Origin of the sequence: Gordonia liuliyuniae, assembly GCF_021738805.1 — a bacterium.
Classification (GTDB): domain Bacteria; phylum Actinomycetota; class Actinomycetes; order Mycobacteriales; family Mycobacteriaceae; genus Gordonia; species Gordonia liuliyuniae.
Genome location: NZ_JAKKOR010000002.1, coordinates 14601 through 39522, shown reverse-complemented (window position 1 = coordinate 39522; position 24922 = coordinate 14601). Strand labels below are relative to the sequence as shown.

Sequence of the window (24922 nt, the reverse complement as noted above, 5' to 3'; positions counted from 1 at the left end):
GCCGTTTCAGGATGGTGTGAGCGGGCCGCGTCCGGACCAGTGCCACGCATACGCAGGGTCATCACACGCCCTGCCGCCTTCGCCGACCTCGAGCGGATTGAAGGTGTCGACCATGAACGCCATCTCGTTGCTCTGCGTCATCGTCGGCGAGTCCAGATAGGCCTGTCGCCCGGGTCCGTGCGTGTACGCGGCCGGATGCAGCGACACCGATGCGTTGCCGATCCCCGATCCCTTCCGGGCCGCGGTCTCGCCCGCGTGATAGAACATCACCTCGTCTGAGTCGACGTTCGAGTGGTAGTACGGCACCTTGATCGCCTGCGGATGGAACTCGAGCGGGCGCGGAACGAAGTTGCAGATCACGAAGTTGCGTCCTTCGAGGATCTGATACGTCGGCGGCGGTTGGACGATCTCGCCGACCACCGGCGAGAAGTCCCGATAATTGAACGCGTACGGATACAGGCAGCCGTCCCAGCCGACGACGTCGAACGGGTGGTGGTCGTACGTGACGATCGACCCGGCCAGTTCCGAACGGCTCCGATGGCGGACATAGACCTCGGTGTCCGCGGACGCTTCGGGACCGGTCACCTCGGCGCGGCCCGACGCGACGCGCAGGTCCCGCTCACAGAGCGGCGCGCCCTCCAGAAATTGTCCGAACTCGCTGAGGTAGCGCTTCGGGAAGCGGATGTGTCCGGAGCCGTCGACACAGTACGCCTTGAGCGGCCCCGAACTCTCGACATCGACGGGGACCCAGCGGTGGATGGTGACGCGCGGGATTACGACGTTGTCGCCTGCCGACACCTCGATGCTGCCGAACACGCTCTCCAGCACGCCACGACCGCTCTCGATGTAGACGACTTCGTCGCCGACCCCGTTGCTGTACAGCGGGCTCGGCGAGTCGGCGACGACGTAGCTGATCCGGACGTCATCGTTTGCCAGGATCAAGCGTCGGTGGCGCACCACATCACGCCCGGCCGCGGTGTCCGAGAAGAGCTCCGGCAGCCGGAAGTGTCGCGGCCCCAGCGGCGTGTTCGGCTCGGTGGACACGTCGCCGAGCGACCAGTCACGCGAGTCGACGAGGTTGGCGGGCACGCCGCGGTGATACAGCAGCGACCCCGTCGACGAGAATCCCTCTTCGCCGATGAACTCCTCGAAGCAGGGGGCGCCGTCGGATGCTTCGAACGCAATGTGGCGTTTGCGTGGGATCTCTCCCACTGCGCGGTAGTAGACCATCTTCAGCGATCCTTCTCTCGTCGTGAGGTGCCCTCTGGCGATGCTGCGGTCAGCGGGCGAGGTCGTGTTCACGCAGCCAGTCGACGACGGTGTCGGCGACGAATGCGATCTTCTCCGGCTGCCCGGACAGGTAGTGCAGTCCGTCGGTCACCGGGACCAGCCGTTTGTCGTCGTGCGACACCGCGTCGAACATCTGCGTGGCGTAGCTCGGGAAGCAGACCTGGTCGGCGGTGCCGTACATGACGAGCGCAGGCACGCTGATCCGCGACATGTGGAGCGCGCCGTCGCAGTTGGACTCGTCGACGCTCCACTGCGAGAGCCACGACCGCAGGCTGCTGTAGTGCGCGAGCGACGCGGGCATCATGTTGGCGACCTCCGTCGGACCCCACATGGTGCCCGGTTCGCGGTCGGACGGGTCGATGGCAGTGTCGACGAATCTGGGGTCGGCCGTGGTGCCGTGCACGACGAACGGCAGATCCTGCAGTTCGCCGTCCGCGGCGGCGAGGCGGTCGAGCTGCTCGCGGACCCACGCCGTGATCCGCCGGTTTCGCGCGAACTGCGCTGCCCGATACCGTTCGATGAACTCGGGTGGGAACGGCGGGCGGATCCTTCCGCTGAAGATGTCGAGCTCTTCGTCTCGCGTCCACGGGTCGGCTTCGTCGACGACGGCGGGGTCGATCCAGTCGGTGAGCACCTGTGCCCGACCCGGGTGTGCCATCAACTGCAGCAGCGCGTCGGCGGGCGGCAGGTCGGCGCGAGTCAGGTCCGGCGGGTCGCCGGCCGGGGTGCACGTGATCGTCGGCGACTCGGCCTGCGACTGGTAGAGCGCGGCGAGCCCGCCGCCGCCCGAGTTGCCGATGAGGACGACCTTCTCGTACCCGCGCTCCCGCAGGAATCGGATGGCCGCGCCGACGTCGAGGACACAGTTCTCCATGGTCAGCGAACTGTCGTTGCCGATGTAGCGGGTCGCGAGGCCGACGGCGTCGATCCCCCGCTCGGCCAACGGCGCGAGGAGGTAATGCCCCATGAAGTTCGACGTCGGGTGCACGAGCAGTGCCGCGCTCTTCGACGGCGTCGCCTCGGCCGAATGCAATGCCGCCCAGATCTTCCCGGCCATTCGGGATACCCCGGAGTAGACGTCGATACGGTCGCTGGCCTGCATCGGAATGCCGAGCAGTTCCGTCACGGTGGTGTCCTTCTCTCGTCCGCGCCCGCTATCAACGCACTAAAAATGAACCAGTCCAGGTTAAATAACGAACCTGACGACCGTATCCCTGGTCACATATGACCGTCAACGAGTTCGTCGAACCCACCGACGCCCCGGATAGACTGACTCGCGTCTCAGCGCAGCGGAGACGACCGATTTCGAAAGGCGGTGGGATGTGCACATCTCGTCGACGGTCGACCAGGCACTACGCCTCCTCCTTCATCTGACGGATTCGCCCGATCAGACGCCCGCCGACCTGGCCCGAGACCTCGACATGAACCGGACCACCGTTCACCGACTGCTCGCGACGCTGCATGGCCGGGGCTTCGTCACCCGGGTGGGTGGCGCCGCCGTCTACTCGATCGGCCCCACCGTGCTGCGCATGGCCGAATCCGTCGGACCCGATATCCGCACGGTGGCCCACCACGTCGTCGAGCAACTGTCCGAGAAGACGTCGGAGACCGCCTTGCTGTTCGTCCCCGAGTTCTCCGGGCGACGGCCGCAGGCGATCGCGGTCGACCAGGTCGAGACCCGCGCGCACGTCGTACGCGTCGAGTTCACAGTCGGCCACCGGATCCCGTTGCATCAGGGGGCGGCAGCGCAGGCCATCCTGGCCCATGCGGCTCCCGACGTAGTCGAAGCCGCGCTGAGCAACGCCGACGATCCCGACGCGGTCCGGGCCGCGCTCGCCCGCACCCGCGAGCGTGGATACTCCGCGACACACGACGAACTCCTCCTCGACGTCGCCGGCATCGCTGCACCGGTCCTGGACAGCGCCGGACATCCGCTCGGCAGCGTGTCCATCGTCGCGCCGTCGAGCAGGGCCGAACAGCTCAACGGCATGGTCGACGATCTGCTCGAGTCGGTGAGAATCATCCAAGACCTCGTCACGTCCTGACCGCCGACTTCGCCGAGTCAATCCCGCGACGCGCGTGAACCTACACCGGGCGGCACGAGCATCTGCCTATAGACCACCGCATGGCCTGAGCGGTGTAGGTCGCCACCGCGCTTCGGCACCGATCCGCATCGTCCGCCTCACTCTCCGAGAGCCGCCGCCCTGCGCGCAAGGTCGATGTCGAACACGAACGCCGACTCGGGGTCGGCCGCCAACTGCTCGGTGGCTGCCGCATGGCCGCGAATCACCGGATCCGTCGACCGCTGCCCGAGTGCGACAGCATGGTTTGCTGCGTCGCCGAGTTCAACGAGGGCCCGACTGAGACTGCGGTGCATGTCGGCGTCTCCTCGCCCGAACTGCGACACCAGTATCGCGGCCAGCGCTGCCCGCTCATCGTCGGGCACGAGGACCACCGCCGCTCGCCACGCGCTGCGCGAGACTTCGTCGTCGTCGTCGGTGAGCAGTTCGCGCGTGATCGCTGGCCACGTCGAGCCGTCACCGATCTTCGAGAGAGTGTGCAACGCCTGGCTGCGCGCCTGCGCGCACGAGGATTCGAGCTCAGCCGTCACTGCTGGCACGGTGCGCTCGACCGGATACCGGGTGATCGCCCAGGTCAGCATGTCGCGCACGTAAAAGTCGGGCTCCACACCGCATCGCGCGACCAACTCGTCGAGCAGTTCGGGCTCCGGATCGGTGCCCGCGGCAAGCGCGGCACGCAGCCGCGTCTCCGACCGCTCGGCGCCGAGAGCCGCCACGAGTCCTTGGGTCTCGTTCATCGGGGCAACCACCTTCCTCACACTCCACAGGTTGACACAGTCGAAGGTCAAGGCGCTCAGGATCTTCAGTGAAGCGCGAAGCCGCGATTCCCCACCGACCCCGCAGCAGAACCGGCCATACTGACCCAATGGGACATCGCCTCGTCGCCGTACTGACCGCCCTCTCGCTCATCGTCGCTGTGGCCGTCGCGCCCGCCGCGTCGGCGAGTCCGCGTGCCGGGGCGCTTCCCGACGACTTCCTGTGGGGTGTCGCGTCGTCCGGTTTCCAGTCTGAAGGCCACTCCCCTGACAGCAATTGGACGCGGTACATTCGGCAGGGCAAGACCGACGATACGATCGGCTCCTCGGTCGACTTCCGGCACCGTTACCGGCAGGACGTCGCACTCGCGAAGGGCCTCGGCGTCAAGGTGTACCGGGTCGGGATCGAGTGGGCACGCGTGGAACCGCGGCCCGGCGTGATCGATCGGCGAGAACTCGCCTACTACGACGATCTGGTCAGGGCGATCGTCGACGCCGGAATGCGTCCGATGATCACCCTCGACCACTGGGTCTATCCCGGTTGGGTGGCCGACCGCGGCGGCTGGGCGTGGTCCGGCACGCCCGCCGCGTGGTTGACGCACAACACGATGATCGTCGATCGCTACGCGAAATATCATCCGTTGTGGATCACGATCAACGAGCCGACCGTCTACGTGCAGAAGGAACTGCAGAAGGGCGGGATCTCGCTCGACGCGGTACCGACGATGATCGACCGGATGGTGCGCGTGCACCGAACGATCTACGACCGCATCCATCACCGAGACTCGGATGCGATGGTGTCGTCTAACATCGCCTATCTGCCGACCGTCGAACCGCTCGTGGACACCGCCGTCGAGAACCGGATCGTCGACAAGCTCGACTTCGTCGGCGTCGACTACTACTACTACTACTCGGTCTCGCCGACGGACTTGACCGCAGCGAATGCGGCGATCGACCGCATGTGGGACGCGTCGATGGCCGCCGACGGCGTCTACTACGCGCTACGCGACCTGCACGAACGTTTTCCCGGCAAGCCGTTGTACGTCGTGGAGGCGGGAATGGTCACCGAGAACGGGAAGCCGCGCCGCGATGGCTACCAGCGCGCCGACCATCTGCGCGACCTCGTCTACTGGATGCAGCGCGCCCGCGCCGACGGCATGCCGCTCATCGGCTTCAACTACTGGACGCTCACCGACAACTACGAGTGGGGTAACTATGCGTCCCGTTTCGGCCTGTACACGGTGGACGTGAAGACCGACCCGACACTGACCCGCCGCCCCACCGACGGTGTCGCCGCATACCGAGACGTGACCACCCACAACGGCGTCGGACCGTCGTACCGCCCGAGCAGACCCGCCACCTGGTGTTCGCTCGTCGCCGCCCCCGCGAGTTGCGCCCGCCCGGCGAGGTGAAGGCCACCCTCATCCCTTCGGGCTCCGACCGGCCTGTTTCAACGCGAGGCGCAGCGCGTACTCGAGTTGCCCGTTGACGCTGCGCAGATCGTCGGCGGCCCACTTGGCGATCGCGCTGTGCACGTCCGGATCCAAGCGCAGCAGAACCTTCTTGGGTGCGCGCTTGGCCGACTGCTCGATTTCGGTCATCCGTACAGCGAGCCCGCGTTCACCACAGGCTGAGTAGCTCGGTCACCGCACAGCACGACGAGGAGATTCGACACCATGCTGGCCCGACGCTCCTCGTCGAGTTCCACGACTCCCTGTTCGGCGAGACGATCCAACGCGAGGCCGACCATGCCGACCGCGCCTTCGACGATCTGCTGGCGTGCGGCGACGACCTGGGCGGCCTGCTGCCGGACGAGCATCGCCTGCGCGATCTCGGGTGCATACGCGAGGTGCGTGATGCGGGCTTCGATGACCTCGATGCCCGCGGTCGCCGTACGCTCGCGCAGTTCGTCCGTCAGTTCCTCGGCGACGGTTGCTCCGTCGCGGAGGCTGGTCCGGTCGTCCTGGTGGGCGTCGTACGGGTGAATCGTCGCCAGGTGACGGACGGCGGCCTCCGACTGCGTCGCGACGTACTGTTCGTAGTCGTCCACCGCGAACGCGGCTTTGAAGCTGTCGACCACGCGGTAGACGACAACGGCGGCGATCTCGACCGGGTTGCCGTCGGCGTCGTTCACTTTGAGCATCTGCGTCTCGAAGTTCCGCACGCGCAACGAGATCGACTGCTTGTCCGAGAGCGGAACGAGCAACGAGAACCCTGGCTCGTTCACTGATCCGATGTAGCGCCCGAAAAACTGGACGACTTTGGCCTCGTTCGGTCCGACGACGGTCAGCCCGGTCAGTGTGAGGAGCGCTGTGACCCCGATGATGATCGCGACGACGACGAGAGCAACCCAGGCGGGCGATCCTCCGTCGGACAGCATCGCGATCGATGCGATGGCGGCGACCGCGCAGATCGCGATCACCACGATCCCGCCGATCAATCCGAAGAAGCCGTTCGTCCGCCAGGCCTGACGTAGTTCCATCCCGCGCCCCTAACTATCGAAGTGATATCACCACGGTATCGGTTCTCGGCTCCGGTGGGCCAGGGCTCGTCAGGGCTTGGTCATACGGCGCGAGCCGTTCTTCACCGTCCACGAATGCGCGTACCGCTGTCCCGTGCGACGGTCGGTGAGGTCGTCGACGAAGTACCAGTCCATCCGAGCGGCCGACGGCGTGACAGTCATGACGCCGTATCCGTGCTCGTCGGTGTCGACCCAGCGAGTGTGGTGGTTGGTCGCCATAATCGCGGCGGCTGCCGCACCGCCGACGGTGTGCACGGGCGCCTTCACGATGTCGTCGAGGTTGTTCGACGTCACGGACGTGACGACGAATTCGGTGGCGACGGTCCCCGCGCCCGGATAGTCGGCAGCCTTGCGCGGGATCTCGTTGGCCCATGACATGTGGATGTCGCCGGTAAGGAAGACGACGTTCTTCTTCCCGGCGTCATCGACGGCGTCGAGCAGCCGTTGGCGGTCGGCGACGTACCCGTCCCATTGGTCGCCATTGAACGGGACACCATTCTCCGGAATGCCAACGAGATCGGTGATCGCCTTGGTGCGTGCCGGGTCGAGCGGCGGGATGAGCAGCGGGGAGATCATCACAGAGTTGCCGATGATCTGCCATCTCGTGTTCGACGTCGCGATGCCGTTCTTCACCCACTCCAACTGGCGACGCCCCATGATGGTGCGCTCGGGGTCGTCGGACTCGCGGGAGAAGCGATCGGCCGAGCTGTCGCGGTACGTGCGCAGATCGAGCATCGACAGTTCCAGAAGGTCGCCGTACGCGAGACGCCGGTAGATGTGGCGGTTGTCGCCGGAGACCTGCGGACGTACCGGCATCCACTCGAAGTAGGCACGATCGGCGTGCGCCTTCCGCTGCCCCCATGCGCCCTGCGATCTCGTGTGGTTCTCGGCGCCGCCCGACCACGCGTCGTTCGCGGACTCGTGGTCGTCCCAGGTGGCGATGAACGGATGCTGCCGGTGAACGGCCTGCAGGTCCGGATCCGTCTTGTACTGTCCGTGGCGGATCCGGTAGTCGGCGAGGGTGACGATGTCCCTGGCCGGCTCGTGTCGACGGACGACGCCGCCCTTGCCCGCATATCCGCCGGGCCCGTACTCGTACAGGTAGTCGCCGAGATGAACGACCGCGTCGAGGTCGGTCCGGTCGGCGAGGAACCGGTACGAACTGAAGTAGCCTGCTTCCCAATTCGAGCAACTCACCACTCCGAAACGGACGCGCGCGACGTCCGCACCCGCGGCGGGCGCCGTCTTGGTCCGACCGATCGGCGACACTGCGCCCACCGCCGACCCACCCGTCACACGGAAGCGGTACCAGTAGACGGTCGCCGGACGCAGACCCGACGCGTCCACCTTGACGGTGTGGTCACGGGAGGTGTCAGTGGTGACGGATCCAAAGGCGACGACCCGGTTGAAGTCTCGACTACCCGACATCTCCCAGGTGATGGTCGACGCACCACCTCGCCGCGACCCCGGGCTCGCGTCCGTGCTCGGCGTGACGCGAGTCCACAAGATGATCCGGTCGGGCAGCGGGTCCCCCGAGGCGACGCCGTGACGGAACACGGCGGAGGCGGCGGAGGCGGCGTCGGCCGGGCCCGCGGCGACGGGCAGTCCGACGGCTATCGCGCCGGCTCCCGCCGCTCCGATGAAGCCGCGGCGGGTGAACGTGAACGGGGCTGTTGACTCAGACATCGCGCTCACGGTTCCACACCGCGACGACCGGCCGGCAACGCGCGAGAGAACATGCGGGGCCGATCCGTCGGCCTCGAAGTCACCTATCGTTCACCCGCTCATGCCAGTATCGATCGCATGATCGAGAACAGCCCAGAATCGGTCGGCCCAGATCGTCGTACGTTCCTCGCGGCGGCTGCGACCGCAGCCGGTACCGCCGCCGCCATCGGTGCGTCCGGCGCATTGGCGTCCAACTCTGCCGCCGCGCAACGCTTTCCACTTCCGTTTCAAGCCGGACAGCTCCGCGTGCTCGTCACCGGTGATGCAGGCACCGGCGAGAAGCCGCAGTACGCGGTGGCCGACGCGGCCCGCAGACTGCACGCTGCGCACCCGTTCGACATCGCGGTCGGACTCGGCGACAACATCTACGAGGCCGGACCGAACGGCCCAGACGACCGACAGTTCCGAAGCAAGTTCGAGAAGCCGAACGCGGGCCTCGACTTCCCGTGGCTGATGACGCTCGGCAACCACGACAACACGGCGATCTTCCCGGGCGACGGCGGTTGGCTGCTCCGCGGCGACGACGAGGTGAAGTACCACTCGCGGTCGCGTAGGTGGCATATGCCGTCGCGCTACTACTCGGTCGAGCTCGGGGTCGCCGACTTCTTCGTCCTCGATCTGAACCCGTTGGCCGCCTACATTCCGCCGTTCCTCTCGCCGGAGTGGGAGCCAGGCGGACGGTATATGACCCGCCAGGCCCGGTGGCTCGACGAGGCCCTCGCCGCGTCGACGGCCCCGTGGAAGTTCGTCTGCACCCACCACCCGTACGCGAACAACGGGCCGCACGGTCCGGCGGGCGACTACGACGGGCTGCCCGCACCGCTGAGCGGCGGCGCGGCGAAGACGTTCTTCGAACGGCACGTCGCAGGCCGCGCCCAGTTCCTGATGTCGGGCCACGACCACAGCCAGCAGGTGCTCGAGAACGTCGCGGGTCTGCGCGGCACCCGCCAGATCGTGTCCGGCGCGGCTGGCAAGACCGTGAACAAGGCGTCGTCGAAGCGTTTCCGTGCCCGCTACGAGAACCTGCGGGACCGCGGTTTCATGACGCTGGACATCACGCCGTCGACAGTCGGGCTCACCGCGTACGAGGTGTCGGCGAGTCGACCCAGCGCACGGAAGGCCTTTGAGACCACGTACCGGCGCTAACGGCGCGCGATGCCCGGCACCGGCGGCGTGCCTCGCCGCGGGGGGACCAGCTCGGCGCGCGCATGCGCGACGACGATGTCGGTGAGTGCCGTGACGAGCGGCGACCGGAGTTTCCAGTACTGCCAGTACAACGGGATGTCGACGGGCTTGCGCGAGAGCCGAACGAGACCGGCCCCGGTATGGACGTCGTCGATCTCCACTTCGGGCACCGCGCCCCAGCCGATGCCCGCTTGAATCGCGCGACGGTACTCGGCGGCCGCCGGAATGTAGGTGATCGGCGGGGAGACCGGCTCGGGCACCAGATGGTTGAGCGCCTTCAGCTGGAGGTGATCGTTGTGGTCGAACATCACCATCGGCGCGAAGCGCAGGTCGCGGGCGCGCGCCCCGTTCGGCAGCCAGCGCTCGATGAACGCCGAGCTGGCCACCGGAAAGTAGCGGAGCGAACCGAGTTCGACGGTCTCGCAGCCGCGCACCACCACCGGATCAGAGGTGACCGCGCCGACGACGTCGCCCGCCCGGAGCAGAGCCGTCGTGACGCTCTCGTCGTCGCGGTGCAGGTCGATGTCGACCGGGTGCGCGTCGTGGTACTCGGCGATCACCGGCAGGAACCAGGTGGCGAGGGAGTCGGCGTTGCATGCGATCTGGATGCTCACACGCGGCAGCCTCCGCGGGTCCGTCACCTGTGCGACACCGGCTGGCCCGTGAGCGATCCCGGTCAGTTCGCCCTGCGCTTCGGCGACGAGCAGTGACCACTGTTCGCCGAGCCTCGCGAGGATCTCGCCGTCGGGCGTCGCGGTCACGGGTTTGACACGTCGAACCAGGATTCGACCGACCGAGTGCTCAAGCGCCTTGATGCGCTGACTCACCGCGGACGGGGTGACGTGCAACGATGCGGCCGCGGCTTCGAAGGTCCCTTCGCGCAGGACCGCTGTCAAGGTCATGAGGCTTTCCGCGGAAACGTCCATGCCAGGAATCACAATTAGCGATTCTAATCTTTACGAAGAATCACTATCTCGACTTACCCACCTTCCGTTCGTAGCGTCGATGAGCGTGACCACGACCCTCCTGCTCGCCGCGTTCACCGGACTGTTCACCGGTGCGGGGCTCATCATCGCTATCGGACCACAGAACGTGTTCGTGCTCCGCCAAGGAATCAGCGGCGCGCACGTGGCACCGGTGATCGCGGTGTGCATCGTCTCCGACATCGTGTTGATCACCGCGGGCACCGTCGGGCTGGGCACCGCCGTCGCAGCCCACCCGGGGATCGTCACCGTCGCGAAGGTCGTCGGCGGCGCCTACCTCGTCGTGCTGGGGCTGGCGGCAGCCAGACGTGCGTGGCGGCCGACCGAATCGTCGTTGACCAACGACGACGCCGGACGCAACCGCGGCATGTGGGCGGCGCTCGGCACCGCGCTCGCCCTCACCTGGCTGAACCCGCACACCTACCTCGACACCGTCCTCACCCTGGGGTCAATCGCGAACAGTCACTCGGACGCCCGATGGGCGTTCACGGTCGGCGCGTGCGTGGCGAGCCTCGTGTGGTTCCTCGCTCTCGGTCTCGGCGCACGCAAGGTGGCTCCGATGTTCGCGTCGGTCCGCGCGTGGCGGATACTGGACGCGGTGATCGCGCTCGTCATGGTCGGGCTCGGCGTCGGCCTCGTCGCTATGAGCTGACCCAGATCCGCAGCCGCCCGAGGAATCAGGTCCGACTCCGGTCAGAAGTGAAACATGTTCGCGTTATGCTCCGAACGTGAAGATCCCACGCGCATCCCTTCTGGCTGTCGTCGCCACGGCCGCAACGCTGCTGGTCGCGCCCGGTATCGGCGACGGCGTCGCACATGCCGGACCCGCGTCGTGCGTCCCGGTCGGAACGGCACAGCTACCGCCGGGCGCACCAGCCACCGGCAGCCGGGCGGGTCTGACGGACTTCCCGCGCTACACCGGGCGGTCGGCACCGAAGCACGTGGAGTTGCGGACTGAGACCACCCAGTTCAACCTGCATTGGGAGTTCGCCCTAGTCGGACGTCGGCTGATCACGCGGCCGAGAGGGACGGACGGGCCGTGGCGGGCCGTGCCGCTGCCGAGCTGCCTGCAGAATCGTCTCGTCGCGATCTCGCTCGACGACGACGAACTCGTCGGCGTCGACCGCCGGGGCTGGATCTACACGATGGACAACGTGAATCAGTCGCCGCGCCTGTGGAACTGGACGTCGGCGTGGGGCGCGATGCTATGGACCGCTCCCGGGCGCACCCTTCCCGATCAGCGCACCGGTGGTTGGGCACTGTCGGTCACCTCACCGTCGGACAACCGCGCGTACCAGGACATCGCGGGCCGCGTGCACCCCAGCGGTCAGGCCAAGATGACGATGATCCCGGCATTGACCGGTGACGGCAGCCGCATCACGTATGCCGATCCGTGGCTACCGAACGACAACAGTTACGAGGTGGGTGGCCCGCTCGGCGGCCGCTTCACGTCGATGTCACTTTCGGCCGCAGCGTCGACGATGTTCGTGATCAACCGCTTCGGCGACATGTACACCCGCACGTTCGACTTCGACTCGTCCGGCTCGGACTCGGTGTTCTTCCGCTACAGCTGGGACTCCCAGGACGGCAAGCCGAGCGCCACCGATCTGAACACCGAGACGTGGGACCGGTCGACCGCGGCGATCCAGCTCCCGGCTCCCGACTGGAGGCGCCAGCCGAAGATCCCGGGCGAGATCACCTCGACGATCACCGTCATCGCGACCGGACCCGGCGTCGAACGCCGAGAACTGCGCGTCGCGGGGCGACGCGACGGGGTCGCCGGGTTCTGGCACAAGGATCTGCACGCGTCGACGTGGTCGTTCTCCCCGACCGGCGGCGCCCTGTCGGGCACTCCGCTGCAGAATTCGGCAGCGGACCGTTCGTCGGAGACTCTCGCCCCACCGGTCCCGTGGAATCTGTCGGCCTCGCTCCCGTCGCGTAAGGCCGCCGTCGACGGGGAGACGCTGCTCGACATCGGGCTGCCCTACAGCGTGGTCGACCCACGTGCCCTGGACCGCATCGGTCTGCATGCGCCGAAGTCGGGCTATCGCCTGTACGTGAAAGCGTTCGACCCGGCGGCCACCACCCGGCCCGCCGTCGTGATCGCGCCGAACGGTCGACGCATCGACGTCCTCCTGCACACTGCCGACGGGATGCGGATGACTCCGAGCAGGCCCGGTCTGACTGCGACGCCGCGCCACCTGATCGGCGCGGTCGCGCTCGATGATGCGACGTACGCCCGCCGCGGTTCCGATCCGACGGTGAGGGCGTTCGTCCGTGACTGGATGAAGGGGAAGTCGATCGCACCGATCTCGCTGAGCGCCACGTCGAAGGACCTGGTGATCCGATGAGCGGGGAGTTCGTCGATGTCGGCGACGACGTGCAGATCTGGGCGTCGAGCAGCGGTGAGGGGCCGACCGTCCTGTTGTCCGCCGGGCTCGGCATGCCCGCCCAGACGTGGGCGTTCAGCGGTCTCCCGGACGCGCTCGTCGCGGCCGGATTCCGGGTCGTCACGTATTCGGCGCGCGGCGTCGCCCCGTCGTCGGCTCCGCCCGCCCCGTACTCGGTGCACGACATCGCGGCCGACGCCGCCGAAGTCCTCGACCACTTCGAGGTGAACGAGGCGATCGTCGTCGGCTACTCGATGGGCTGTTACATCTCGCAAGCGCTGTTCGACGTGTGGGGCGGCACGGTCCGCGGTCTCGCGATGGTCGGCGGCCTCCGCTCGTCGACGATCGGGTTGGTCGTCAACGAGATGGAACTCGAACTGCTCGAGAAGCTCGGTCATGTCCCGGGATCGGTGTCGTTGTTCGAGCAGCTGATGACCATTCCGTCGGCGGCCATCTTGCGCGACGACGCCCAGGTCGCGAACTGGCGCGCCATGCTCACCGCCTCCAGCGAGAACGTGTGGACTTCGGTCGACGGCCAGCACGGGCAGACCCGGGCGTCGTACGACTGGATGCGCTTGGGTGAGCCGACGGTCGAACGGTTGGCGGACATCACGTGCCCGACCTTGGTCGTCGGTTTCGGCGACGACCTGTTCTTTCCCGCAACCCAATCGCAGGAAGCCGCCTCGCACATCCCGAACGCGCAGTGGCTGCTCGTCGACGGTGTCGGACACGGCGGCCTCATCTTCGATCCGGAGCGAGGCGCCACCGACGCGGTCACCGCGTTCTGCCGCAAGCTCTAATGCCGAGCGTCGTCACTTCCTGAATGGTTCGGCAGCGCTCCGACTCAGATCGGTCGGCCGTCCCATTCGTGGTCGTGCATGAAGCCGCCGTCGAGGCCGACGTGGTAGCGCCGGGCGTCGCGCAGAATGCCCGCGTACGCGATCGGCATCATGACGCCGGGCTTCGGATCCCGCTTGGACGCGATGACGTCGTCCGCCTTACGCATCTCGGCGAAGAACTTCCGGAAGGTGTTGTCCGGGTACGAACTCTTCCGCCAGCCGTACAGCGCCATGCCTGCGCCGATCATCGTCGTACGCCCCTTGGGCGGCGTGATCAGATCGGTGTTCTCGCCGAAGAACGCCCGGTCGACGCGCTCCTCGTCCGTGAACATCATGATCCCGCTGGTGCCGCGCGGGTTGCATTCGATCGTGACGAGACCGCGGTCGGGGTGGTCGATGAAGTCGAGGCCCAGGTGTCCGGTGAACTCGAACTCCTTCACCAGTCGGCGACTCCAGTCGACGATGCCGGGGTGGTCGACGTGCTCGAACGTCAGACACGAGCTGCCGCCGATCGCGTAACTGACCGGATAGGTCGCGTGCGCATACATCTCACCGTCACGGCACACCGAGTACGTGCAGTACCGGTCGCCTTCGAGCCACTCCTGCGCGATCCACGGATTGGTCGGGTCGTAGGTGAGGTAGCTCAGATCGTCGCCCGGGTACGCCTTGTACACCTTCTGAGATCCGCGCGAGTACGCCTGTTTGATCGCGAACGGCGTCGTGAACTCCTCCGACGCCGCGACCGCATCCTCCGCTGACGAGATCTCCCGGAACTCGAGCGTGGATATCCCGTGGTCGACGAGCGCCTGCTGGTACTTGAGCTTGTTGTGGAGCGTGTCCTCGACCTCGAACGGGGAGAGGAACAAGTCGCACGACGGCGGGAACAGTCCGGCCATCATCGCGAGGATGTCGGTCTCTTCGTGGATCGGGATGACGATGTCGACCTTCTCGCGTTCGACGATCGCCGCCAACTCCCGGCAGTACTCCTGAGGCTTGTACTTCGGCGGGCTGACCCGATGGAACGCCGAGACCGCGTTCGAGTACCTGCTGACTCCGACGGCCATGCTGTCGACGACGGTCACCTTGTGCCCGGCGGCAGCCATCCGGCGTGCCAGGTTGAGGGTCAGGAACGACCGCGCGAAGGTGATGAGGACGTGTCTGCGCTCGGTGGATGCCACGCATACAGACTAGACACAGACCTATAGCCGACGTGTAGCGTGATGCACCTAGTGTCTCTTCCCTACTTGAATAGGACTCAGTTTTGTTCGCAATAGGCGTCATCGCTGCTGCAATGGCGGCGGTAGCGTACGGCGTTTCCACCGTTTTGCGCGCTCTCGGCGCTCGTCGCGTGGCCGTTGAGATGCGGGAGAACCCGGCGAGCGGACCGCACGCCTCGGAGGGGGCGGAGTCGTCGACGCCGTCCATCACGTCGACGATGTCGACGATCGCCGACCCCGCGTTCCTCCTCGGCACCCTCATGGTGATCGTTGGCTTCGGCGGTGGAGCCCTCGCCGCTCGCTTCCTCCCGTTGTTCCTGGCGCAGTCGATCGTGGCGGCGAACCTAGTGGTCACCGCACTGTTGGGCACGCTGCTGCTGAACATCACGCTGCACACACGCGACTGGGTCGCGATCTGGCTCGTGGTGTTGTCGCTGTTCCTGTTGGGCGTCTCGTCGGCGCAGCACGCGGTGGACACCGTCGAGCGACCGTTCCACTGGGGACTACTCGCCGCGACCATCCTGGTCTGCGCGATCGCACTGATCAGCGTCTACACGCTCAAGAAGTACGCGGCGATCGTCGGCGGAGCCACGGCCGGGCTGTTGTTCGGCATCATCGCGATCGCGGTGCGTGTGCTGGACGGCATGTCGCCGTTCAATCTCGTGACGATCCTGTCCGACCCGGCCGCCTGGTCGATCGCCGTCGCAGGAGCCGTCGGCTTCTATGTTCAGACCGTCGCGCTGCAGGTCGGCGCCGTGAACGGGGTGACCGCGCTGCTGGTGGTCTTCGAAACGGCAGGCCCGAGCCTGATCGGCGTCCTCTTCCTCCACGACTCGGCGCGGCCGGGATTAGCGTGGCTGGCGTTCGTCGGATTCATCGGCGCCGTGGTGGGCGCAGTCCTCGTCGCCTGGTACAGCACCGGCGACCCCGACCACTTCGGCGAGGCTCCACCGGAGAAGGGCGGCTGGCACCGCGGCCGCGAGAAACTCTCCGAAAGCTAGCCGAACTCGCTACTCCCGGGCCGGGCTCGACGCATGTGCCCAGAACCGCTTCGGGATGCGTCCGGCCCCGGCTGCCAGACGTCCGCCGATGACGGCGTGCCGCATGGCCGACGCCATCGCCTCAGGATCGTTAGCACGAGTCACCGCACTGGCGAGAAGCACTGCGTCACAGCCCAGTTCCATGGCAAGGGCGGCATCGCTCGCGGTGCCGATCCCGGCGTCGAGGACAACAGGAATCCCGGCACGGGCGACGATCATCTCGATGTTGTGCGGGTTGGCGATGCCGAGGCCGGTGCCGATGGGTGACCCGAGTGGCATCACGGCTGCGACGCCCGTGTCCTCGAGCCGACGCGCGAGAACCGGGTCGTCGTTGGTGTAAGCCAGGACGTCGAAGCCGTCGGCGACGAGCATCTCGGCGGCTTCGACGAGTTCCAGCGGATCGGGCAGGAGTGTGTGATCGTCGGCGACGACTTCGAGCTTCACGAGATTCGTCTGAACCGCTTCGCGCCCGAGTTGCGCGCACAGCACGGCTTCCGCGGTGGTGTGGCACCCCGCGGTGTTCGGCAGCACTTCGATGTCGAGTCGGCGCAGCAGGTCGAGGACCCCGGTCCCCGACGCCGGATCCACGCGTCGCATCGCCACCGTCGTCAGTTCGGTGCCGGACGCGACGAGTGCACGTTCGAGGACGGCGAGGTTGACGGCGCCGCCGGTTCCGGTGATCAGACGGGAGCCGTACTCGCGGCCCGCGACGGTGAACGCGTCAGCCACCCTGCACCGCCGTGAGGACGTCTATCTCAGAGTAGTCGCCGATCTCCTCACTCCACCGGGTCTTCGGCCGCACCACGCCGTCGATCGCGACCGCAACGCCTTGGTCGGGGAATCCCATGTGCGCGAGGAGTTTCGGTACGTCGACCGGCCCGTCGATCTGCACTGGGTCGCCATTGATGGTCAATTCCATGCTCGCCTCTTTCCTACTCGGATTCTCGGAGTTTTCGGGGTTCTCGGGATTCTCGGGGCTCTCCGGCCAGCACGTCCATGACGCGGGCCGCCGTCCACGGCGACAACGCGATCCCGTTGCGGCCGTGCCCGGTCGCGACGAGGATGCGGTCGTCGATCCGCTGCACGACGGGCACGCCGTCCGGCGACGACGGCCGGATCCCGGCGCCCGCCTCGGCGAGCTCGTAAGTGCTCAGGCCTGGCATGACGGCGATCGCGTCGGCGAGGAGGTCGGCGACGCCACCGGCTTGCGGTACGCGATCGTCGGAACCAACCGCCTCGTACTGGGTGGCACCGACCACGACGGCGTCGGCGCGTGGCACCAGGTAGATGGGGCGGCCGTGTCGCCGTCCGCGGATCACGTGCTTCGGGGGCGGCACCGACCACCGAGTTCGGCGCAGCCGGAGGATCTCTCCTTTCTCACCGTGGACGGAGATGTCGGCTCCGGCGACGGCGGCGAGCGCGGCGCTGCCCAGGCCCGCTGCGATCAGGATCTGATCGCCCGGCAGTTCGGTCGGGTCGTCCACACCGGCGCGAACGATCCGTCCACCCGCTTCGCCGAGCCGTTCTTCGAGCGCTGCGACCAGGAGCCGATTGTCCACGGCGCCTTCGCCTTCGGCGAGATACCCGCCTGCGAGTCCGCGCGCCAACGCGGTCTCGCAGCGCCGCAGCTGCGCTCCCGTCGACCGCGCCAACGTCGCACCGGGTATACGGTCACGAACGAAGCCGACCTGGTCGTCGAGGTAGGCCAGATCGGTGGCAGACGCGGCGAGCAGGATGCTGTCGGTGGCCGTACGGACGGTCGGATCACCGAGTCTGGTGAGGAAGTCCGGCCACAACGCTGCCGACTGCGCGGAGATGTCGAGGATTCGCCGTTCGCCGGGATGGCCTTCGCCGAAGCATCCGAGCATTCCGCCTGCCACGTGCGCGGCACGACTCGCCGACCCGGCGTCGTACACGGTCGTGGTCCATCCGGCGTCCGCGGCGGCCAGCGCGCACGCCAACCCGATCGCGCCGCCGCCGACGACGGAGAGTTCTCGTCCCACGTGGATCAAATCCCTTCGCCGGCATTATCCGGATCAGGTCAGACGGTCAGCGACGGCTCGCGTCGCACTCTCAGCCCAGCGCCCCGGACTCCCGTGTGTGCTTCTTGGTTCCCTGTCAGCCTACCGTTGCAGGCATGTCTCCCCACCCCCGCACCGCGCTCTCGAACGCTCGCCTCTACCTCTGCACCGATGCACGTCGGGAACGCGGCGACCTCCTGGATTTCGTCGCCGATGCCGTGGCGGGCGGCGTGGACATCGTCCAACTCCGCGACAAGGGGTCGCCGGGCGCGGCACAGTTCGGTGAACTGGATACGTCGGCGGAGCTGACGATTCTGGCGGAGCTACGAGAGGTCGTTCATACCGGCGGCGCCCTGCTGTCGGTGAACGACCGTGCCGACATCGCCCATGCCGTGCAGGCAGACGTCCTGCACCTCGGCCAAGATGACCTCCCGCCCGCCGCTGCTCGCGCGATCGTCGGACCGGACATGGTGATTGGCAGTTCGACGCACGACGTCGACCAGATGCGTTCGGCTGTCGCCGACGGCGACGTCGACTACTTCTGCACCGGCCCGCTGTGGACCACGCCAACCAAACCCGGTCGTCCGGCCACTGGGCTCGACCTGGTGCGCGCCGCGGCTACCGATGCGAACGGCAAACCGTGGTTCGCGATCGGCGGCATCAACCTAGAACGCGTGCGGGAAGTGACCGACGCGGGCGCGTCGCGCATCGTGGTGGTTCGAGCGATCACCGCCGCCGCCGATCCGACGAGCGTCTCTTCCGCCCTGCGGACGGCAGTGCTAGGGTCGTGACCACTATGACGTGGAAACTTCTCGTAACCCGCCGCAGCGGGGTCTGATTCGACCGACCCCCCGCTGCGGGTTCGTCGGCTTTCCACCCTTCTTCTCGTCGGTCACCTAGTCTTCGACCGAAATGAACCGACGTGATGCATTCCATTCAAATCCAGCCGACATCCTTTACCCGTGACGGGCGCGGCGACCACCGTTCCGACCGATCCTGCGTCGACCGCCGTATGCCCGCCTGGTTCCCCCGGGAGGCGGCCGCCATGACCACTGCACACTTCGACACGACATACGCTCCCACCGGCGCGATCGCCTTGGAGGCCTTCCAGTTCGAGCACGGCCGCGCCGACACGATCCACTGCACCGCCGACATCCGGATCGCGCACCGAAAGATCAGATTGAGCGCGACGGCGTCCGGCGTCATCGGCGCAATGACTTCGATGCTCTACGACATCGATGCAGGCGTCGAGATCGTCGCGCTCTCCCAGCAGGTCGACGATGACGAGGTCACAACCTATCTGCGGTGCAATGCCGACGGCCGACGCTGCTGGTCGTACGGGATCGCCGGCACCGCAGACGAATCCGCGGTCGCCGCGCTGATCTCCGGGGCCAACCAGCTGTCGAAGCGCTGAGGATCTCGGCGTTCAGCCGAGCCGATCGACCAGGCCCGGCCAGGCAGCGGCCAGCCCTGGATGCAGCGGAAGCTCTGCGACTTTCGCGGTCGGCACCCAGCGCAGCTCGGTCGACTCGCCGTTCGGAGTGGTCGCGATCGGAGACGCAGCCTCGGCGAGCACCGTCGTGTACGTCCACCCGCTGGACGCTCGATGCGTGACTATCGCGTCGACCACGTCGAGGTCGTCGACCGAGATGCCCGCCTCTTCGAAGGCTTCCCGGACCGCGGCCTGCTCGACCGTCTCGTGTGAGTCGCGGGCACCGCCCGGCAGCCCCCAGGTTCCGCCCTGATGCGACCAGATCGCGCGGTGCTGTAGCAGCACGGCGACACCCTCGTCGGTCGCAGCGGTCAGCAGGAGTCCGGCGGCGCCGTGCCGTCCCCAGTACCGCTGTCCATCGGCGTCGAAGACCCAGCCGTCGCCGTCTCCCTGCACGCTGTCGTCTCCCTGCGGTCGCATGTCGATGATCTCGCTGTCGTCGGCATGAACCCGACGACTCGCCCCTCACCGTACCGGGTGTTGCCCACTGACCACAGGCACGACGACTAGGCTGAAAAGCGACCCAAATGAAGGGAATGTCGTGACCGGCCAGGTTTCGGGAGTGCGTTCGGCACTCACGCATGCCGGTCGCACGGTCATCCCGGATCGGGGCAACCCCGGCCCCACCCTTCGCCAGGTGATCGCCGACCGCCGCGAACTCGCTGCCATGACTCGCGAACGAGTCAGCTCGCCCCTCGTCGCCTTCCGCTTCTACGCGACGACGACGCCGGGCAAACTTGTCATCATCCTGCTCGCGATGGTCCTGGCCTGCACACTCACCGGTTGGTACTCGTCTGCGTCGTTGACCACCCGCAGCGAGACACTCTCGTCGTTGATCGACCGGAGCGAACCTCAGGCAGAAGCCGCTGAAACGCTGTACAGCTCGCTGTCGGTGGCCGACGCGTCCGCGAACTCGGCATTCATCTCCGGTGGCCGCGAATCGCCCGAGCTGCGCGCCTCGTTCACCGACTCCATCGCCACCGCGTCCACCGCGCTGATCGCGGCGACCGACGGCTACCGCGACGACGCCTCTGCGCACACCGACGACGAAGAGGGTGCTCGCGCCGATCTCAACACGCTGGCCGTCAAGATCCCCGAGTACACCGGACTCGTCGAGACCGCGCGGACCAACAATCGGCTGGGCTATCCCGTTGGGTCGGCGTACCTGACCGTCGCGTCGACGCTCATGCAGGACACGATTCTTCCTGCGGCACAGCGGCTCTACGAGCAGAGGTCGGCGGCCATCTCCGAGCCGCAACGCACCCTGACCGTCCCGCCGTGGGGGGTGTACGTCGCACTGCTCCTGATCATCATCATGCTCGTCGGGACCGGACGTTATCTGGCGCGCCGCACGCGTCGCCACTTCAACATCGGTCTGATCGCCGCGCTGACGGCACTCGGGCTCGGCACCGTCTGGCTACTCGTGTCCGGCCTGACGTCGGTCGCCGCCGCGAACACGGCGAAGGAGTCCGGGGCCGACCCGCTGCACACGCTGACCAGCATGCGGATCCTCACGCAGCAGGCCCGCTCGGCCGAGACACTGTCGTTGGTGCGCCGATCCGACCCCGGAGAGCTGGACCGCATGTTCGAGACGTCGATGGCCCAGATCGTCGCCCGGGCCGACGACCTCCAGGGGTCGGCCGAACTCGACGACGACGCGGGTATCACCGATCCGCTCGACGATGTGAAGTCGGCGGTCGGACGCTGGCGGTCGGCACACTCCGAAGTCGGCAGGCTGCTGACCGCCGGAGACTTCACCAGCGCCCGCTCACTCACTGTCGGCGACGGCGCGATCAGCACCGCCACCGGTTACAGCGAAGCGAACGAGGCCCTCGTCGAAGCTATCGCTGAGGCGCGCTCGACCTTCCGCACCAACATCAACACCGCCCAGCGGGTGCTCGGATTCACCGGTACCGGGATCGCCGTACTGTGTGGCGTAGCAGCTATCGCCGTGTTCGGCGGCCTGTTCCCGCGGATCCGGGAGTACCGATGAGTCGCAGGGAATTTCAACGCTGGCTGTCGGTGGCTGTGCTCGCGGTCGCCGTGACGGTCGGCGTCGCCGCGTGCGGTCAACAGGCTCAGGAGAACGGTGATCCGCCGACCACGACAGCCGAGATCCCCCTCCCGCCGGACGTCTCCTTCGACGACTCGGCAAACGGGCCGACCCAGCCCACCGAGTCGACCGACTGCGACACGTCGAGTCTTCGGCCGGACGAGACACTCCCCGCACCCGGCGAGATGCCCCGAGGCTCGACCATGGAAGAGATCGAGAAACGTGGACGTCTGGTCGTCGGCACCGACCTCGGATCGAACCCGTTGAGCTTCCGTGACCCGTTGACCGGCGACGTCATGGGATTCGATGTCGACGTCGCGCACTGGATCTCCGAAGCGATCTTCGGCGACCCGAACCGGATCGACTACCGGATGGTGTCGACGGACGACCGGGTGGACGCGTTGACCAACGGATCCGTCGACATCGTCGTCAAGTCGATGTCGATCACCTGCGAACGGCTGGCGTCGATAGATTTCTCGATCCCGTACTTCCAAGCGTCCCAACGGATCCTCGCATACCGTCATTCCGGTATCGAGAGCGTCGCAGACCTCAACGGCAAGCGGGTGTGCGCGACGTCGGCGTCGACGTCGGCCGGCCGCGTCAAAGCGCTGGCGCCGAAGGCGAAGTTCGCAACCACCTCCAGTTGGGCCGACTGTCTGGTGATGATGCAGCAGGGCCGCGTGGACGCCATCACATCCGACACCCCGATCCTCGCGGGCATCGCCGCCCAGGACCCGTGGGCCAAGGTTGTCGGAGAGAGCCTCGGCGCCGAGAATTACGCCGTAGGCATCGCCAAAGGGCATCCCGACCTGGTGCGGTTCATCAACGGGGTCCTCGCGCAACGCCGCACCGACGGCAGTTGGCAGTCGTCCTACAACCAGTGGCTGTCGGTCCTCGGCCCCGGATCACCCCCTCCGTACACCTACCGCGATTGATGACGATGAACGACAGCACTGGCGACTCCCAGACCGACCCCGTCCACACGGTGCCGTCGGAGACGGTCGACGACGGCCCCGCCACCCAGGCGACCGCGGCTGCGGACCCCGTGTCGACGGTTGGCACGACGCCCGTCGCGCTCGGCACCCAGGGCACCCAGGTGCGGCGACTGTTCGAAGACATCACATCGTCACGCCGCAAGATCCGCAAGGCCCCGTCACATATCCACGACCGACGTCTCGGTAGCGGCCTGGTGCAACTCCCCGACGTCACCGACATCGACCCGGCGGACGCGGTCCTGGCCGATCCGATGATCGTCGAGTCCAAACGGTTCTGCTGGAAGTGTGGCGCCGAGGTCGGCCGGAGTTCCGGCCCGGGGAAGGGCCCGGCCCAGGGCACCTGCCCGAACTGCGGGTCGCGCTACTCGTTCGTCCCCGGCCTCCCCCGCGGGACGATGGTCGCCGACCAGTACGAGATCGCGGGAGCCATCGCGCACGGCGGCATGGGGTGGATATACCTGGCCGTCGACCACAACGTGTCCGACCGACCCGTCGTCCTCAAAGGTCTGCTGAACTCGTCGGATTCGCAGGCGCAAGCCGTCGCCATCGCGGAGCGCCAGTTCTTGGCCTCGGTGAACGATCCCGGTATCGTGAAGATCTTCAACTTCGTCGAGTGGGCCGACGACGACGGCCGACTGTTCGGCTATATCGTGATGGAGTACGTCGGCGGTCACACGCTCAAGCAGTTGACCACCGGTCCGACCGGCAAGACCAAGCCGATGCCCGTCGAACAGGCGATGGCGTACATCCTCGAAGTCCTGTCGGCCGTCGGCTACCTGCATTCGGTCGGACTCGTCTACAACGACGTGAAACCCGACAACATCATGATCACCTCCGACGAGGTGAAGCTGATCGACCTCGGCGCCGTCTCGGCCGCCAACGGATACGGGCGCCTGTACGGCACACCCGGATTCCAGGCGCCGGAGATCGTCGAGACCGGACCGCAGGTCGTCACCGACATCTACTCGATCGGTCGCACACTCGCCGTGCTGACCGTCGACATGCCGATGGAGGACGGCCGCTACGTCGACGGGCTCCCCGATCCGGAGACCACCCCGACCTTCGTCGAGAACCCGTCGTTCTACTTCCTGCTGCAACGTGCCACGTCGACGGACCCGGCCGAACGGTTCGAGTCCGCGGAGGAGATGACCACACAGGTCCTCAATGTGCTGCGTGAGACGGTCGCCCTCCACACCGGCGTTCCCCGCCCGTCGATGTCGACGGTCTTCACGCCGCAGCGTTCGACGTTCGGAACCGAACTGCTGCTGGCCCCGGTCGACGGCTTCTTCGACCCGAAGGACGCCGCGATCCACGACCCGGCCGACATCGCCCACGCACTCCCGATACCGCTCGTCGACCCGGCGGATCCGGCCGCCAGCGTCCTCACGTCGGCTGCGCTCTCGTACCCCCGCCAGACGCTGGACACGATCAAAGCGGCTCGCGCCGAAGGATTCTCGACACTGATGTCTCCCGACCAGGTGCCGTACCCCAGGCAGAACGCCGAGCATCCGTCGTTGGAGATCGACCTCGCCGAGGCCCGCGCGCATCTGGAGTTGGGCAACCTCGACACCGCGTTGCAACTGCTGCGGGAAGTCGCCGACAATCACGGCGACTCGTGGCGCCTGCACTGGTTCCTCGGTATCTGCGCGCTCCTCAACGCCGAACCAGAACTCGCCTACGACCGGTTCCGCGAAGTGCTCGAAGCACTGCCCGGAGAGGTCGCGCCGAAGCTGGCCGTGGCGGGCACCGCCGAACTGATCGGCTACTGGCTGTCCGCCGAAGGGTTGTCGACGAACGAACAGGCCGCCCAGGTGGAACGCTGGTACGACATCGCCCGTCAGGCGTACCACGACCTGTGGCTCACCGACCACGCCATCGTCACGGCCGCGTTCGGGTATGCACGGATGCTGCTGTCCGAAGGGGAGATCGCGCAGGCGATCGAGCCGCTCGACGAGGTGCCGATCACGAGCAGACACTTCGGCACCGCGCAGATCAGCGCGATCCTGGCCCTCGTGCACGGCCGCCCACCCGCCGAGTTCACGACAGACGAACTGTTCGAGGCGTCGACCCGATTCGATCAGATCGGGTTCGACGACCCGCGTCGCCGCCGTTTGAAGTTGATCATTCTCGGCAGCGCGCTCGGCTGGATCGAAGCGCATCCAGAGCAGGGTGAGGGCGAAGACTTCCTCGGCTTCCCGTTCACCGAACCCGGTCTGCGCGCGGGCACCGAGCGATCACTGCGAGAGCTGGCGCGGGCCACTCGCGACAACCGCGCCCACCGCTTCCTCCTCGTCGACCTCGCGAACCTGGTCCGCCCCGCAACGCTGTTCTAGCG

The 24922-nt window shown here is 67.0% G+C and carries 24 protein-coding genes; 12 read left to right on the top strand and 12 right to left on the bottom strand.

Annotated features, from left to right (window positions below; translation table 11 throughout):
- Positions 1-6: 6 nt before the first annotated feature.
- Both L5G33_RS03070 and L5G33_RS03065 read right to left on the bottom strand, forming a co-directional pair.
- Positions 7-1230: a homogentisate 1,2-dioxygenase gene (locus L5G33_RS03070; protein WP_236996862.1), complete on the bottom strand. Its 1224-nt coding sequence runs from the start codon at positions 1228-1230 to the stop codon at positions 7-9.
- Positions 1231-1279: 49 nt separating this feature from the next.
- Complete coding sequence (locus L5G33_RS03065; protein WP_236996686.1) at positions 1280-2416, bottom strand: alpha/beta hydrolase; 1137 nt, start codon at positions 2414-2416, stop codon at positions 1280-1282.
- 196 nt (positions 2417-2612) lie between these two features.
- On the opposite strand from L5G33_RS03065, the gene L5G33_RS03060 reads away from it, so the two are divergent.
- A complete protein-coding gene (locus L5G33_RS03060; protein ID WP_236996685.1) occupies positions 2613-3335 on the top strand; it encodes an IclR family transcriptional regulator in 723 nt (240 codons plus the stop codon).
- Positions 3336-3472: 137 nt separating this feature from the next.
- On the opposite strand, the gene L5G33_RS03055 is transcribed toward L5G33_RS03060, so the two are convergent.
- Entirely contained in the window at positions 3473-4108 is a 636-nt protein-coding gene (locus L5G33_RS03055) for a HEAT repeat domain-containing protein (protein WP_236996684.1), read from the bottom strand.
- Between the two features lie 128 nt (positions 4109-4236).
- Here L5G33_RS03055 and L5G33_RS03050 point away from each other — a divergent pair, with 128 nt between their 5' ends.
- A complete protein-coding gene (locus L5G33_RS03050; protein WP_236996683.1) occupies positions 4237-5538 on the top strand; it encodes a family 1 glycosylhydrolase in 1302 nt (433 codons plus the stop codon).
- 9 nt (positions 5539-5547) lie between these two features.
- Here L5G33_RS03050 and L5G33_RS03045 read toward each other — a convergent pair whose 3' ends face one another.
- The 3 genes from L5G33_RS03045 to L5G33_RS03035 all read right to left on the bottom strand — a co-directional run bounded on the left by L5G33_RS03045 (position 5548) and on the right by L5G33_RS03035 (position 8333).
- Entirely contained in the window at positions 5548-5727 is a 180-nt protein-coding gene (locus L5G33_RS03045) for a type II toxin-antitoxin system antitoxin (protein ID WP_236996682.1), read from the bottom strand.
- Positions 5724-6608, bottom strand: coding sequence for an SPFH domain-containing protein (locus L5G33_RS03040; protein WP_236996681.1), 885 nt, complete (start codon positions 6606-6608; stop codon positions 5724-5726). The genes L5G33_RS03045 and L5G33_RS03040 overlap by 4 nt, the downstream gene beginning before the upstream one ends.
- A gap of 69 nt (positions 6609-6677) precedes the next feature.
- The gene (locus L5G33_RS03035; protein WP_236996680.1) at positions 6678-8333 is read right to left on the bottom strand and encodes an alkaline phosphatase D family protein; all 1656 of its coding nucleotides are present in this window, start codon (positions 8331-8333) and stop codon (positions 6678-6680) included.
- A 117-nt stretch (positions 8334-8450) separates the two neighbouring features.
- On the opposite strand from L5G33_RS03035, the gene L5G33_RS03030 reads away from it, so the two are divergent.
- A complete protein-coding gene (locus L5G33_RS03030; protein ID WP_236996679.1) occupies positions 8451-9518 on the top strand; it encodes a metallophosphoesterase in 1068 nt (355 codons plus the stop codon).
- On the opposite strand, the gene L5G33_RS03025 is transcribed toward L5G33_RS03030, so the two are convergent.
- Positions 9515-10483: an ArgP/LysG family DNA-binding transcriptional regulator gene (locus tag L5G33_RS03025; protein WP_236996678.1), complete on the bottom strand. Its 969-nt coding sequence runs from the start codon at positions 10481-10483 to the stop codon at positions 9515-9517. The two genes, L5G33_RS03030 and L5G33_RS03025, sit on opposite strands and share 4 nt — an antisense overlap.
- 79 nt (positions 10484-10562) lie before the next feature.
- Between L5G33_RS03025 and L5G33_RS03020 the strand changes: the two genes are divergently transcribed.
- From L5G33_RS03020 to L5G33_RS03010, 3 genes are all read left to right on the top strand, one after another.
- Positions 10563-11192 (top strand): LysE/ArgO family amino acid transporter, encoded by a 630-nt coding sequence (locus L5G33_RS03020; RefSeq protein WP_236996677.1) that lies wholly within the window; start codon positions 10563-10565, stop codon positions 11190-11192.
- A 76-nt stretch (positions 11193-11268) separates the two neighbouring features.
- Positions 11269-12891 carry a hypothetical protein gene (locus tag L5G33_RS03015; RefSeq protein WP_236996676.1) on the top strand — a complete coding sequence of 541 codons (1623 nt, stop codon included), beginning with the start codon at positions 11269-11271 and terminating at the stop codon, positions 12889-12891.
- The gene (locus tag L5G33_RS03010; protein WP_236996675.1) at positions 12888-13730 is read left to right on the top strand and encodes an alpha/beta fold hydrolase; all 843 of its coding nucleotides are present in this window, start codon (positions 12888-12890) and stop codon (positions 13728-13730) included. The genes L5G33_RS03015 and L5G33_RS03010 overlap by 4 nt, the downstream gene beginning before the upstream one ends.
- Positions 13731-13774: 44 nt before the next feature.
- On the opposite strand, the gene L5G33_RS03005 is transcribed toward L5G33_RS03010, so the two are convergent.
- Positions 13775-14947 carry an ATP-grasp domain-containing protein gene (locus tag L5G33_RS03005; RefSeq protein ID WP_236996674.1) on the bottom strand — a complete coding sequence of 391 codons (1173 nt, stop codon included), beginning with the start codon at positions 14945-14947 and terminating at the stop codon, positions 13775-13777.
- A gap of 83 nt (positions 14948-15030) precedes the next feature.
- Between L5G33_RS03005 and L5G33_RS03000 the strand changes: the two genes are divergently transcribed.
- Complete coding sequence (locus L5G33_RS03000) at positions 15031-15987, top strand: DMT family transporter (RefSeq protein ID WP_236996673.1); 957 nt, start codon at positions 15031-15033, stop codon at positions 15985-15987.
- Positions 15988-15996: 9 nt separating this feature from the next.
- Here the strand turns inward: L5G33_RS03000 and L5G33_RS02995 are convergent, their stop codons facing one another.
- The 3 genes from L5G33_RS02995 to L5G33_RS02985 are packed head-to-tail and all read right to left on the bottom strand — an operon-like array spanning position 15997 to position 18029.
- Positions 15997-16755 (bottom strand): thiazole synthase, encoded by a 759-nt coding sequence (locus tag L5G33_RS02995; protein WP_236996672.1) that lies wholly within the window; start codon positions 16753-16755, stop codon positions 15997-15999.
- Complete coding sequence (gene thiS / locus L5G33_RS02990) at positions 16748-16945, bottom strand: sulfur carrier protein ThiS (RefSeq protein ID WP_236996671.1); 198 nt, start codon at positions 16943-16945, stop codon at positions 16748-16750. The genes L5G33_RS02995 and thiS overlap by 8 nt, the downstream gene beginning before the upstream one ends.
- A gap of 13 nt (positions 16946-16958) precedes the next feature.
- Entirely contained in the window at positions 16959-18029 is a 1071-nt protein-coding gene (locus L5G33_RS02985) for an FAD-dependent oxidoreductase (RefSeq protein WP_236996670.1), read from the bottom strand.
- A 134-nt stretch (positions 18030-18163) separates the two neighbouring features.
- Here L5G33_RS02985 and thiE point away from each other — a divergent pair, with 134 nt between their 5' ends.
- Together thiE and L5G33_RS02975 are read left to right on the top strand one after the other, a co-directional pair.
- Positions 18164-18838: a thiamine phosphate synthase gene (gene thiE, locus L5G33_RS02980; protein WP_236996669.1), complete on the top strand. Its 675-nt coding sequence runs from the start codon at positions 18164-18166 to the stop codon at positions 18836-18838.
- Between the two features lie 254 nt (positions 18839-19092).
- On the top strand, positions 19093-19461 hold the full coding sequence (locus L5G33_RS02975; RefSeq protein WP_236996668.1) for a hypothetical protein: 369 nt from the start codon (positions 19093-19095) through the stop codon (positions 19459-19461).
- Between the two features lie 12 nt (positions 19462-19473).
- On the opposite strand, the gene L5G33_RS02970 is transcribed toward L5G33_RS02975, so the two are convergent.
- Positions 19474-19935 (bottom strand): NUDIX hydrolase, encoded by a 462-nt coding sequence (locus L5G33_RS02970; protein ID WP_236996861.1) that lies wholly within the window; start codon positions 19933-19935, stop codon positions 19474-19476.
- Positions 19936-20080: 145 nt separating this feature from the next.
- Here L5G33_RS02970 and L5G33_RS02965 point away from each other — a divergent pair, with 145 nt between their 5' ends.
- Genes L5G33_RS02965 through L5G33_RS02955 form a run of 3 tightly spaced genes read left to right on the top strand, consistent with a single transcriptional unit; the run spans position 20081 to position 24920 of the window.
- Positions 20081-21532: a GlnX family signal transduction membrane protein gene (locus L5G33_RS02965; protein WP_236996667.1), complete on the top strand. Its 1452-nt coding sequence runs from the start codon at positions 20081-20083 to the stop codon at positions 21530-21532.
- Positions 21529-22527 (top strand): glutamate ABC transporter substrate-binding protein, encoded by a 999-nt coding sequence (locus L5G33_RS02960; RefSeq protein ID WP_236996666.1) that lies wholly within the window; start codon positions 21529-21531, stop codon positions 22525-22527. Before L5G33_RS02965 ends, L5G33_RS02960 begins: the two co-directional genes overlap by 4 nt.
- A gap of 5 nt (positions 22528-22532) precedes the next feature.
- The gene (locus L5G33_RS02955; RefSeq protein ID WP_236996665.1) at positions 22533-24920 is read left to right on the top strand and encodes a serine/threonine-protein kinase; all 2388 of its coding nucleotides are present in this window, start codon (positions 22533-22535) and stop codon (positions 24918-24920) included.
- The last annotated feature ends 2 nt before the right edge of the window (positions 24921-24922 follow it).